Below are 11,447 nucleotides of genomic sequence, written 5' to 3'. Positions count from 1 at the left end.
TAGGTATTAAAACTCATTGCGCCATTGTTGCAAAAGCGGATGCTCATCCGCTGTAAGCTGTGCGGCGGTGGCTAAACTAGCGGTCCCTGAGCTACTGCAACTGCCGTTAACGATATAGTGTTTGGCCTCATCTAAAAGAGGATCACCACTGGTACCCCAGTCACCTACCAGTCGGTCGTCGGCTGAGCAGTGCACGGGAATCCCATCAAAATAGCGCCCGTCACCGTTGGCATTGACCGTTTCAAAGTTAATCACAAAGCTGCGTTTGTCACAGAAGGGGTCCGGCGACTGGCCGACGGGTTTACCGCAGGTGCGCTGGCCAATCACCACCACATCAATAAACGGTTGTAAGCCATTGATGATAAGCTCTGATGAGGAACAGCTTGAGGCGGTTGTCAGCACAAATACCCGGTTTAAATCCAGTTGCTGAACGCCCTCAATTAACTCAAACAGCGAGGTAGCATTGTTGTCGCTGTTTTTGTCATTAAAACGCAGGGAAACAAAGGTATTACCAATGACGTTGTTACCCGCCGCCTGGGTTGCGGCCTGGTTTGCATAACGGATCAGCCCCCCGCCGTTGTAGCGCAAATCGATGACCAGATCATCCACGCCAACCAGCGCATTATACGCCTCATTCAAGTCTGCACCGGTGCGGTCGATAAAGCTATTCAGGACATAGTAGCCAACTTCGCGGCCGCCAAGCTGTTGACGCTTGGTGGCGAGCACTGTATTGGTTTCGACTTGTTCTTTGGTCAGGATGTCATTAAAGAGAGTGCCGTCAGGACGCTGCCAGTCGAGGGTTACAGTTACGCCGACCTCACGCGGACCAAGGGCTTCGTTGTAGCCACCGCTGGCGATAAGATCACCAACAGGGACACCGTCAATTGCCAGGATTTCATCAGCACGGCGAAGACCAGCCTGAGCTGCGGGAGACTCATCGAAAACATAGTTGATAAACACCCGGTCACCGTTGAACCGTGTGGAGAAACCAAAGCCAATGTATTCAGCGTTGACAAAGCGGTCCTGATATTCCTGTTCTGTCAGTATGTAACTGAACCGGTCGTTATCACTGCGAATTGCGTCTAATAAGTCGTATACGGACGCATATTCTGCAGGGTCGACCGTTGTCGGTATATCTTCGTACCAAAAATAATTTTCGCGCATGTAATCGAGGAAGTAGCGGTTTTGTCCCGCAACAGTGCAGCTTAAACTGCCGTCGTCACTACCACCGGTTGCAGGAGAACTGCTACCGCCACCACCGCAGCTGAGTAACAATGTTGTCGACAACACTAAGCATAGATTCCTGTAACCTGGGATTATGGACCTGGAGCGCATACTTCAACCTCAATAATAGGACCTGAAATACTGTTATATTCGCTCGCTTGAGAGATGTCCAGTTCGGCAAAATTGCTTAGTGACGCGCCCGGTTATTTTTGGCAAACTGCGATCTTTGTTTTAGCCAGGTAGCGTGAGTAGCATTTATGACGGCAGTAATGATCGATTTGCAGGGAACTGAAATCACCAGCGAAGAGCGCGAGTTATTAGCGCATCCAGCGGTGGGGGGAGTCATCTACTTTTCCCGTAATTTTACCGATATTGATCAGTTACATGAATTGGTGCGTCAAACACGTGCAGCGGCCAGAAATCCACTGATCCTGGCGGTTGACCATGAGGGCGGTCGGGTTCAGCGTTTTCGCGAAGGTTTTTCGAAAATTCCGGCGATGGCCGCAATCCTTACGCATGCGAACAGCCGCGAAGATGCCCAGCATTGTGCACAGGAGTTGGGCTGGCTAATGGCCAGTGAAGTGCTGGCGATGGATATCGATATTAGTTTCGCGCCAGTTATGGACATGAACGGTGTGAGTGAAGTCATCGGCGAGCGCGCTTTTGCCAAGGATGCTGAGCACGTAACTTTGCTAGCACGCAGCTTCATTAAAGGCATGCATCAGGCCGGCATGAAAGCGACCGGTAAACATTTTCCCGGGCATGGGTCGGTGAAGGCTGATTCCCATATTGCGATGCCTGTCGATGAGCGGTCCTGGGAGGAGATCCTGCGGACTGACTTGCCGCCTTTTATCGAACTGGCCAACTGTATGGATGCGGTAATGCCTGCGCATGTTATTTATCCGGCAGTGGATGACAAACCAGCTGGCTTCTCTGCGCGTTGGTTACAGCACGTCTTGCGCGCGCAACTAGGTTTTAAGGGCGTGATTTTTAGTGATGATCTTGCCATGGCGGCGGCCACTGCCGCTGGAACTATGCCGGAACGTGCAATAGCCGCATTAGACGCAGGTTGCGATATGGTGTTGGCCTGTAATGATCGAGCTGGAGCCAAAGCAGTGCTTGAAGCGCTTGAGCCACGCTTTACTGAAGCGCATAAAGGCGCCAATCGTTGTTACGAACACCTTGCTAAATGCGCTGGCCTGGGCTGGCAGACGCTACGTAACCATCCGCGCTGGCATCAGGCTCAGCTGCTGCTGGAGCGTTTTGCCGACGGGTCTTAACTTTCGTAACTAAGCGGATCCGTGACCTTGTTTTCAGCAAAAGCTTCGAGCCGCTCGACACAAGCTCCGCATTTCCCACAGGCCAGCTCGCGACCGTTGTAACAGGTCCAGGTGTCGGCATAGTCGAGCCCCATAGCTAAGCCATCGGCAAGGATCTCGGCTTTATTGTTATCAAGGTAGGGAACTTCAATACTTATCGGCTCGTAGTTAGCAATCAAACTGACATCATTCATGCGCTTCACAAACTCCGGGCGGCAGTCCGGATAAATTGCATGATCCCCTGAGTGCGCTCCGTAATAGACCGCACTGGCATCCAGCGATACGGCATAGCCAATAGCCAGCGATAATAAGATCATATTGCGGTTGGGGACCACTGTTGATTTCATTGAATCTTCGGCATAGTGGCCTTCAGGTATGGCGTCATCGGCAGAGGTGAGTGAGCTGCCACCTAACAGTGAATTAACGGCGGTGATATCAACAACTTTATGCGGCACCCCCAGTTTTGCAGCAGCTTGTGCTGCCACCTCCAGTTCTTTGACATGGCGCTGACCGTAATTAAATGACAGAGCGTAAACCTCATGACCGTCACGAATGGCGCGATTGAGCACCGTGAACGAGTCCATTCCGCCAGAATAAATTACTACAACCTTTGCCATACCCGAGCTCCATGATTACTGCTTTTTTAACGACCGACTTACGGTACAATAGTGGCTATAGTTTAACGTAAAACAGGATGAAACCCATTACTACTCTTTATCCAGTCAATGAATTATTTGAAACCATTCAGGGTGAAGGCGTATTCACTGGCACGCCGGCCATTTTTCTGCGCCTGCAAGGTTGCCCGGTAGGCTGTCCCTGGTGCGATACCCAGCACACGTGGGAAAAATCAGCGGACAAGCAAGTTGACGCGCAAACGATGCTCACCAAGACGTCAGCAACAGCTGAGTGGGCAGAGCTAACTGCACTTCAGCTGTTAGCTCTTTTTACCGAGCAAGGTTTTAGTGCCAGGCATGTGGTCATTACCGGTGGCGAGCCAGCAATGTTTGATTTGCAGGAGTTGGGTGAGACCTTAGAAAAGGCCGGCTATCAGTTGCAAATTGAAACCAGTGGCACTTTCGCCCTGCAGGTGACTGCGGACACCTGGGTGACGGTTTCGCCAAAGCTGGATATGCCCGGAGGCTATCTGGTACGGCCGGACTGTATGCAAAGAGCGAACGAAATCAAACATCCCGTCGCTATGCAAAAGCATATTGATGCGCTGGATAATCTCCTACAGCGCTGTCCACCGCGCTCCGATGCAATTATCGCGTTGCAGCCAATTTCCCAGCGTCCCCGTGCGACACAACTGGCAATAACAACCTGTATTAAGCGTAACTGGCGTCTGTCGGTGCAGTTGCACAAGTATCTGAATATCGAGTAAGTCATCTCCTCGCTGCCAAAGCACTAAGCGTCCCTGCGTTATAGTTTCAGAGCTGAGTCATCAGCTTGCTACTACTTTTTCGCATGGAGGCGTTATGCAACAGGGAAGTTTTCTTTTCAAAAGCCGCGGTCAAGGAATGACCGAGTACATCATCATTGTTGCCCTCATTGCCGTAGCTGCAATTGGGGTTTACTCACTGCTCGGCAAAACCGTGCGCAACCAGGTTTCGGGTATTGCGCACGAAGTAAGTGGTCAGAACTCTTCGCAGCAACTCAACCAAGCCCGTTCCGCTGCGCGCCGGTCAGGCACTGTGGCACGACAGGATGTCAATCTCGGCAACTATGACGAAGCGACCGAGTCGGGTGAAAACTAATGCGCAGCCGTGGTTTCACCAGCATCTGGCTGTTACCGATTCTGGCTGCCCTGTTGGTACTGACTCTTGCTGTGATGCGGGGCAGTCAGAACATTCGCAGCGTCTGGTATCAACAGAATGTCGCTGACAATATGGCAAGCTCTGCTGCGACTTTATTGGCAAGAGAGTTGAATCTGCTGTCGCTAATCAATCGTGCGTTGCTGGCTAATGAGCTTACGCTGGCGCAGCTGGCGGGGCTTTATAGCTGGTTTCAGATGATGCGTGACGTCGTCGATCGCAATGCCGCTGTGTCAACTTGGATCCCCTATCTCAATTCCGTAACGCGGCAGATTGCCGTAGCTGTTGGTCACGCTGAGCGACCCCTGACCGCCATTATTCGAAGTACTCTCTATTTCCAACATTTAATAACCACGGCGCTACGCGCGACGCAGTGGTTTGCACGTTTAACGTTTAGCTTGGAAATTCCAAGAACTCTGGCTGAGGTGCTGGCGCACCATGATGTTGAGCAGCCTAGCTGGCAGGTTCTCCACGCCCCCGGGCTGATTCAGTTGCCGTGGTTGTGGTGGAGTTATGTTCCTGCCCAGCACTCAGGAAATGATAGCGGACTGGCCCACCGACTTATGCTGGCGAGCATGGATGGTTTTACCAGAGAGCGCAGCTACAAATGGTTCAGTGCACTTCAGGTGAGCGTCAAAAAAGCCGGCGCAGCGCGTTTACAGAGTGACACTCGCGGACACTGGAGCTGGCAATCCATGGATACCGTCGCGATCCACATTACGGGGCTGCTTGATTCCGAGGAAATCCCTTGGGGCGACGGATTAAGTTATCTCGGGCACAAAGTCAGTCAATATGGCCCGAATGACTTTGGCAATTCACCCACTATCAACCCGCGAACTTCTGCCTGGGCGCAAGCCATGCAACACAGCCTGACAGATACGGCAAGGCGGTTTAACTACTTTAACCGCAGGGATCTAGAGCCCGATGACTGGCCCCAGGTCATTGTTGTACTCAACGATGTGACCGCTAAGGCAGGTGTATTTTTTTCCCGACCGCAAAGCTTGTTTCCCCGTATAGACGCCGCGAGTGAGCAGGCAAACTTATTTAACTCCTTGTGGCAGCCGCAGTTGCTATCGCTCACCCTCGCTGAGAAAGGATTGCTGGCGAGCTTGTACTCGGGAGGCCAAGAAAATGAAAACTGAAAGCGGACAGGCGATCATTGAGAGTGTTTGGATACTCCTGCTGTTGGCGCTGCTGCTGACGCTTATCAAAGACGTGATACAACCCCAGAATATTCAACAGCAGCAGCGCATTGACAGGAGTCGTGCCGAAATCTGGCGGTTCGGTTTACCAGCTCAGGCCAGCGAAACTGGGGATTATGCTTTTGCCCGACAGACTCAAAAGGTACTAGGGCCTGTTGCGCAACTTACCGGCCTGAAGTTAGCAAGCGATAATCTGCGCTTGCTAACAAAAAACGAAGAGCAGGTGGCCATGGCTCGTATTCTGGATGCCTGGCAAGCCGGTGAGCCGGGGGCGCTAAGTGCAACGCCTGCGCTGTTAACGCCCGCGGCGCGTTTAAATGAGTTGGGTCTGCCGCAAATCCAGCGCTTACTTAGTTGGCTGCATTTCACCGAGGAGTTCGCCCCTGGTCAGCTGCGCTGGGGCTATGTTAACCCGGACGCCACGCCGTTGGAGCTGGAGTGCGCGCAAAAACGGGAATGCCGCTGATGGATTTGCCGCTGGATTGGCAGGGTGAGTTACTGGTCGAGCAAAGCAGTCATCAGACCTGGCGGATAATATCTCCGGACACGCCGCAGTTGCACCTTATCGGTTGCCAGGTGACTGAGCTCACCAACCTGGGTTTTTGGTGTGAGCACCGGGGGGCGATGTGGTTGCTACAACAGCATCAGGGACAGTACTGGCTCACCCGTTTAGTTCGTGCGAAGACGCAGCCCTCGCCATCGGACTGGCGAGGACTGCCTTTGCAAGAGCTGGCCAGTGAAGGTCAGCAGATTACGATTCATTTAAGCAAGCAGCATCCACAGCAGTTGTTCCAGTTTGCACAGTTTCGCTATCAGAGCCGTAAACCACGGCTTTTGGAGTTAAGCCATGGAAGGTTTTATTTATCATTGCAATTGCCGACAGAAGACCTGTTTTTATACCAGCAGGGCTCACAAACCCTGGTGGTCTCCGCGGGGACAGTCGGGGCAGGCAAGTTTTGAAGTCATCATCGTTAGTCTGGCGCTATTACTTATCGTGATTGTCCCGGTGACGGTGAACGAACAGACACTATTGGTCTGGCTCGAGTTCGTGGTGATGAGTTGGATGATGATGTATAGCGCCCTGTGGCAGCAGTTTTTATTGCATCCATGGGCGAGCTAGCTGATGCAGGTCAATTTGAAATGGAAACTGACCTTGTTGGTGTTGCTCGTACTGGCGCTCGTCATTGCCAGTTATCAGCTGATGAGAACCTATGTAGAACAACAATCACAAGCGATCGAACAACAGCGTAATGCAGCCATGGAGTGGGTGTTGGTGTTCAAAAGGGACTTAGAGGAAGGCCATATGGTGACTCTTGATGATTTGCAGCAGCGCAAGTACCCACCAGGCTACATCAGCGAAGACTGGTTGCGACCACAGGATGCGATGGCCATTGTTGGCAACTTGACGCAGCACTTTGTCAGTCGTGGCGAGCCTGTGATGCTGGCTGTTCTGCAGCAAGCGCGGCGCGCCTCGTTCAGCGATGTGCTTGCGCACAATGAGTACGCGGTGACCGCGACCATCAGCATCGAACAGGTTCATCATGGTCTTTTAGCAATCGGCAACAGAGTCAGTCTGGTGGCGCAGCGTGACAGCTTCGGGGAAGCTTCTGAGAACACGCTCATGAGTATCGCAAATGTTGAAATCCTGGCTATCGATAATGTCACAGAGGCGGACTGGCAGCAGGGCCTGGCGAGCACTCTTACCTTCCGCTTTACAGCTGCCCAGGCCGCGGCTTTTGAACAAATTCGCAGAAGTGGTTATGCGATCTGGTTGCAAAACCCTGAGCCAGACTATGCACCCTTAAAAGCTGAGCCGGTGATAAAGATATACACCATGAACAACGGAGGTTTTGGCGAATGACAAAGCATCTACATGCGGTGATTGGGTTGTTGTTCTGTCTGAGCGTACAAGCGCAACCCAAAGTTTTTGAAGTCAGAGCCGATGAGTCGATCATTATCCCGTTAGAGGGGGTCGATGAAGTCGTCATCACCAACGATCAGGTGGTGAATTTCCAACATCTCGACAGTGGTGTGCTGGTCGTCACCGGTAAGCAGGCGGGTACGACGGAGCTGCTTATGTTCACCGACACGCAATTGTCAGCCCGCCATGTTGTTGAGGTCAAAGCGGCACTGGATCAACGGCTCAAACTTGAGCTGCTTGCTTTACAGCGGCAGTTCCCGCAGCTACAGGTCCATCATCATGACGAGCTCATAAGTATTTCCGGGCAATTGGATCTCGGCGATCAGAAGACTATAGAAAGACTCGTTGAACGGCATAGCAAGCTGGTGTCGCAAGTCGAATTTGTGCAGCAGGATAGCACCCCGATGCTAGTTATCGAAGTCAGGATTGCCGAAGTGAAGCGCTCTTTCGCGCGCCACCTTGGCGTACGCTGGCCAGCGCACATCAACGGCCCCTTGGTCGAGAATGCGGGACAATGGCTGCATTTACCCATCAGCGCGCAGTCGACCATTGATGTCATGGAGCGACAGGGCCAGGCAAGACTTTTGGCAACACCCACATTGACGGCTGTCAGCGGCGGGACTGCTGAGTTTCTGGTGGGCGGTGAGTTTCCGGTGCCGCAGGTGCTGGTGCAAGGACTACAGGATGTCAGCTTTCGCCCTTATGGGATCCAGTTGACTATTGCTCCACAATTGCTCGAAAGCGGCAAAGTCCAGACTCAGCTGGTTGCTGAAATGAGTTCTATCGATCCGGCGACAGCGGTCAATGGTATTCCCGGCTTGCTGACTCGAAAGGTCGCCTCCACTCTTGTCATCCCTGCGGGCGAAACAATGATTCTCTCGGGATTACTGCAGCACGAGCAATCTGAGCAAGCAGATCGTTTTCCCGCGTTACATAAGCTTCCCATTCTCGGTGCCCTGTTCGGCTCCAAGCAGTTTCGCACAGCAGAAACCGATCTGGTCATTATGGTCACGCCAAAGCTTGCCAGTGCAAGTGTCGAACGCCAATCGCGTGGCGCAGTTGCAAATCAGCAAATTAAAGATTTTCGTCGGGCGGCAGGCTGTACGGGCTTACTTGAACCTTTTATTTTCGGGGGGACAAGTTATGACTGAGCGTGAGGAGTTAACCCAGGTGTTGAAGTCGCAAATTCAACGCGCCACCTTGCACCGCGATCTTGGCAGTTCCGCTAATTTGCGCAAGTTCGCGGAAGACCTGCTCAAGGCTCATTTGTTCCAGCATCAGGGGACAGCTGTAACAGCAGTGCAGCTGCAGTTGATTGATGAAGTGGTCGAAAGCTGCATGGGGCTGGGGCCGCTCAGTGCGCTCATCGCTGATGAGGGCATAAGTGAGATCATGGTGAATCACTACAACTCTATTTTTATCGAACGCCAGGGTAAGCTATTGCCTACGGACATACGCTTTCGCAGTGAAGAAGAGCTGTTGCAGGTTATCGAACGCATTGTTCTGCCACTCGGGCGACGCATTGATAGTGCCCAACCAATGGTGGATGCGCGTTTGCCTGACGGCTCTCGGGTCAATGCCGTCATCGCTCCTTTAGCTTTGCGTGGGGCCTGCCTGACCATCCGCAAATTTGCCAGGAAAACCATAGATTTTGATGACTTAACTCGGTTAAACGCCATTACTGACAGCGCCAAAGCGTATTTGCAGGAGATGGTTCGAATAAGGAAAAATATCCTCATTGTCGGTGGTACAGGCACCGGGAAAACAACGCTGTTGAATTTACTGGCCAGCGAGGTGCCAGAAAATCAGCGCATCATTACTATCGAAGACGCTGCGGAACTGAAGTTGCGCCATGTCAATCTGATTGCCTTAGAGGCCAGACCGGCAAATGCTGAGGGAAGGGGTCAGGTAACGATCAGAGAACTATTAATCAATGCCCTGCGGATGCGTCCAGATCGCATCGTTGTTGGAGAGTGTCGCGGTGCTGAAGCTCTGGATATGTTGCAAGCTATGAACACCGGTCATGAAGGTTCTCTGAGCACCTTGCATGCGAATAGCCCCAGAGAAGCACTACAACGGCTGGAGGTGATGGTGATGCTCGCGGGCTTTGAGCTGCCCCTGACAGCCGTACGCCAACAGATCGCCAGCGCTATTCAGGTTATCGTGCAAATTGCTCGCTTGAGCGATGGCCGCCGTGTCATTACGGCGATCAGTGAAGTCGTAGGACTGGAATCCATCGCTTACCAGATTACGCCGCTGTTCGAATGGCGCGATAGTCAACTTTGTTGCACTGGCATGGGCTCTGAATGGGGGCAGCATAATGGTCATTGAGCTATGGCAGGTGGCGCTGCTTGGCAGCCTGGCAGTGCTAGCTGCCATTGGCTTAATACTGTTGCTGGCGCAACAGCCATTACGGGAAATAAAACAACGTCTCGAGCGTGATGCGGAGCTCTCATTAGCGGCATTCTTAATTTTCATTCCAGCGCGTTTATTCTGGTTGATCTTAAGTGTGTTAGTGCTGCCGGTCGTCATCTTTATGAGCCTGATGGTGGCGAATGGTGTCTGGTCAGTTCTTGCATGTCTGCTTTGTTTCGCCGGGCTCCCATGGTTAAGGACGACGTTACTTAAGCGCCGCCGGCAGAAAATTGAAAAGCAGCTGCCGAATGCTCTGCAGCTGCTTGCGAGTAGTCTGCAGGCGGGTCTGAGTCTTACGCCGGCGATAGAACTGGTAGCGAAACAGTTGCCACGACCTTTGCAAATGGAATTTCGGTTACTGGTGCAGCGGCAACGGACGGGAGACAGCTTGATGCTGGCGCTGGAAGACTTTTACCGGCGTTCGCCTTCGACGATGGTCCGCTTTTTTACCTTCGCTATTGATACGGGGCACCGTTATGGCGGGCAGCAAGCGCAGATGCTGTCACGCATGGCTTGCGCCATTCAGCAACAACAGTATGCCAGGGAGCGGATGTTAAGTCTTTCAGCTCAGGCGAGATTGCAAGGCAAGGTTATGTTCGTTTTACCGTTCGCCTTATTCTTTGCGATAGGAGAGGTGCAAGAGCAGTCCAAAGCGCTGCTGCTGACGACACAGGAGGGGCGAGTTTTACTGCTGCTATGCGGCTGCCTGATGCTTATTGGTATAGCTTTGACGCGCAGAATTATGGGGCGTTTCAATGACGACGCCTGACTGGCTTTTTGCCAGCGCATTAGGGCTCATCGCGCTTATTGCCGGAGTGAGCATCCTGGCACTTTATCGCCTTTGTTGGAGTCAGGGGCCTGTTCTGTTGCAGCGACTATTAAACCGATGTTCGCCGACCTGGCAGCGCAGGCTGACCGCTTATGCCAAGTCACAGGATCCTTTAAATGAGCCCGCAGAGGTTTTGTTGCGACAGTTGCTGGAAATGCTGGTTGTGGTTTTTTGTTTGCTGCTTCCTCTGCCACAACAGATTCGCTTGATGATTTTGCTGGGCGCGATTTGCGTATATCTGCAAGCTCGCGCCCGGAACCGCGCCCGAATCGGACGTTTCAGCCGGCAATGGCCTGCCTGTCTGGATATGTTGGCGATGCTGCTGCAGGCCGGCTTATCGTTTCGTGCAGCGCTGCATGCACTTGCGGGATTAAGTGGGGGTTCACCGGCTTTGGTGCAACTGCGTGTACTCCATCAGCAGTTGCTTGCTGGCGTTAGTCTGGATGAAGCGCTGGTGGAATTTAAGCTGCGCATCCCTCACCCTGCATGCAACACTTTTGTCGCTGCGGTACTGCAGTCACGGTTTACCGGTGGAGCACTGGCGGACACTTTGATTGCGCAGGCGGAGCAGTTGCGCAAAGAGCAGCAGTTGGAAGCAGAGCGGTTGGCACAGGAGGTTGGCGTAAAACTATTGTTGCCCCTGGTGACGTGCTTTTTTCCGGTCACTTTTTTACTTATTTTAGGCCCTATTTTTATTGGTTTTTTACAACCTCAGTAAGGATAAAA

General features: G+C 52.5%; 13 protein-coding genes. 11 read left to right on the top strand and 2 right to left on the bottom strand.

The annotated features are described in order from the left end of the window. Nucleotides 1–6: 6 nt before the first annotated feature. The gene (locus J6J28_RS12580; RefSeq protein WP_301722195.1) at nt 7–1,290 is read right to left on the bottom strand and encodes a S41 family peptidase; all 1,284 of its coding nucleotides are present in this window, start codon (nt 1,288–1,290) and stop codon (nt 7–9) included. A gap of 191 nt (nt 1,291–1,481) precedes the next feature. Here J6J28_RS12580 and nagZ point away from each other — a divergent pair, with 191 nt between their 5' ends. Further along, nucleotides 1,482–2,504: a beta-N-acetylhexosaminidase gene (gene nagZ, locus J6J28_RS12575; RefSeq protein WP_301722194.1), complete on the top strand. Its 1,023-nt coding sequence runs from the start codon at nt 1,482–1,484 to the stop codon at nt 2,502–2,504. Here nagZ and queC read toward each other — a convergent pair. Then, complete coding sequence (gene queC, locus J6J28_RS12570) at nt 2,501–3,160, bottom strand: 7-cyano-7-deazaguanine synthase QueC (protein WP_301722193.1); 660 nt, start codon at nt 3,158–3,160, stop codon at nt 2,501–2,503. The genes nagZ and queC overlap by 4 nt on opposite strands. A 77-nt stretch (nt 3,161–3,237) precedes the next feature. On the opposite strand from queC, the gene queE reads away from it, so the two are divergent. The 10 genes from queE (at nt 3,238) to J6J28_RS12520 (ending at nt 11,439) form a co-directional block, all read left to right on the top strand. Then, complete coding sequence (queE, locus tag J6J28_RS12565) at nt 3,238–3,924, top strand: 7-carboxy-7-deazaguanine synthase QueE (protein WP_301722192.1); 687 nt, start codon at nt 3,238–3,240, stop codon at nt 3,922–3,924. Between the two features lie 94 nt (nt 3,925–4,018). Next, complete coding sequence (locus tag J6J28_RS12560; RefSeq protein WP_301722191.1) at nt 4,019–4,297, top strand: Flp family type IVb pilin; 279 nt, start codon at nt 4,019–4,021, stop codon at nt 4,295–4,297. Beyond that, a complete protein-coding gene (locus J6J28_RS12555; protein WP_301722190.1) occupies nt 4,297–5,496 on the top strand; it encodes a hypothetical protein in 1,200 nt (399 codons plus the stop codon). The genes J6J28_RS12560 and J6J28_RS12555 overlap by 1 nt, the downstream gene beginning before the upstream one ends. Further along, nucleotides 5,486–6,022 (top strand): hypothetical protein, encoded by a 537-nt coding sequence (locus J6J28_RS12550; RefSeq protein ID WP_301722189.1) that lies wholly within the window; start codon nt 5,486–5,488, stop codon nt 6,020–6,022. Before J6J28_RS12555 ends, J6J28_RS12550 begins: the two co-directional genes overlap by 11 nt. Further along, nucleotides 5,995–6,516 carry a hypothetical protein gene (locus tag J6J28_RS12545; RefSeq protein ID WP_301722188.1) on the top strand — a complete coding sequence of 174 codons (522 nt, stop codon included), beginning with the start codon at nt 5,995–5,997 and terminating at the stop codon, nt 6,514–6,516. Before J6J28_RS12550 ends, J6J28_RS12545 begins: the two co-directional genes overlap by 28 nt. A 163-nt stretch (nt 6,517–6,679) precedes the next feature. Beyond that, nucleotides 6,680–7,417: a CpaB family protein gene (locus J6J28_RS12540; protein ID WP_301722187.1), complete on the top strand. Its 738-nt coding sequence runs from the start codon at nt 6,680–6,682 to the stop codon at nt 7,415–7,417. Then, nucleotides 7,414–8,628: a type II and III secretion system protein family protein gene (locus tag J6J28_RS12535; protein WP_301722186.1), complete on the top strand. Its 1,215-nt coding sequence runs from the start codon at nt 7,414–7,416 to the stop codon at nt 8,626–8,628. Before J6J28_RS12540 ends, J6J28_RS12535 begins: the two co-directional genes overlap by 4 nt. Continuing rightward, nucleotides 8,621–9,808 (top strand): TadA family conjugal transfer-associated ATPase, encoded by a 1,188-nt coding sequence (locus J6J28_RS12530; RefSeq protein ID WP_301722185.1) that lies wholly within the window; start codon nt 8,621–8,623, stop codon nt 9,806–9,808. Before J6J28_RS12535 ends, J6J28_RS12530 begins: the two co-directional genes overlap by 8 nt. After that, the gene (locus J6J28_RS12525; RefSeq protein WP_301722184.1) at nt 9,798–10,661 is read left to right on the top strand and encodes a type II secretion system F family protein; all 864 of its coding nucleotides are present in this window, start codon (nt 9,798–9,800) and stop codon (nt 10,659–10,661) included. Before J6J28_RS12530 ends, J6J28_RS12525 begins: the two co-directional genes overlap by 11 nt. Continuing rightward, the gene (locus J6J28_RS12520) at nt 10,648–11,439 is read left to right on the top strand and encodes a type II secretion system F family protein (RefSeq protein ID WP_301722183.1); all 792 of its coding nucleotides are present in this window, start codon (nt 10,648–10,650) and stop codon (nt 11,437–11,439) included. Before J6J28_RS12525 ends, J6J28_RS12520 begins: the two co-directional genes overlap by 14 nt. Nucleotides 11,440–11,447: the final 8 nt, after the last annotated feature.

This window comes from Pseudidiomarina terrestris, assembly GCF_030466375.1.
GTDB lineage: Bacteria > Pseudomonadota > Gammaproteobacteria > Enterobacterales > Alteromonadaceae > Pseudidiomarina > Pseudidiomarina terrestris.
The sequence above is the reverse complement of the archived record's forward strand: the minus strand, read 5'-3'. Positions and strand labels throughout refer to the sequence as shown.

What these genes read in the sequence shown, in the direction of transcription:
- nagZ (WP_301722194.1), top strand. Translation starts at nt 1,482, where the DNA reads ATGACGGCAGTAATGATCGATTTGCAGGGAACTGAAATCACCAGCGAA.
- queC (WP_301722193.1), bottom strand. Translation starts at nt 3,160, where the DNA reads ATGGCAAAGGTTGTAGTAATTTATTCTGGCGGAATGGACTCGTTCACG.
- queE (WP_301722192.1), top strand. Translation starts at nt 3,238, where the DNA reads ATGAAACCCATTACTACTCTTTATCCAGTCAATGAATTATTTGAAACC.
- J6J28_RS12560 (WP_301722191.1), top strand. Translation starts at nt 4,019, where the DNA reads ATGCAACAGGGAAGTTTTCTTTTCAAAAGCCGCGGTCAAGGAATGACC.
- J6J28_RS12555 (WP_301722190.1), top strand. Translation starts at nt 4,297, where the DNA reads ATGCGCAGCCGTGGTTTCACCAGCATCTGGCTGTTACCGATTCTGGCT.
- J6J28_RS12550 (WP_301722189.1), top strand. Translation starts at nt 5,486, where the DNA reads ATGAAAACTGAAAGCGGACAGGCGATCATTGAGAGTGTTTGGATACTC.
- J6J28_RS12540 (WP_301722187.1), top strand. Translation starts at nt 6,680, where the DNA reads ATGCAGGTCAATTTGAAATGGAAACTGACCTTGTTGGTGTTGCTCGTA.
- J6J28_RS12535 (WP_301722186.1), top strand. Translation starts at nt 7,414, where the DNA reads ATGACAAAGCATCTACATGCGGTGATTGGGTTGTTGTTCTGTCTGAGC.
- J6J28_RS12530 (WP_301722185.1), top strand. Translation starts at nt 8,621, where the DNA reads ATGACTGAGCGTGAGGAGTTAACCCAGGTGTTGAAGTCGCAAATTCAA.
- J6J28_RS12525 (WP_301722184.1), top strand. Translation starts at nt 9,798, where the DNA reads ATGGTCATTGAGCTATGGCAGGTGGCGCTGCTTGGCAGCCTGGCAGTG.
- J6J28_RS12520 (WP_301722183.1), top strand. Translation starts at nt 10,648, where the DNA reads ATGACGACGCCTGACTGGCTTTTTGCCAGCGCATTAGGGCTCATCGCG.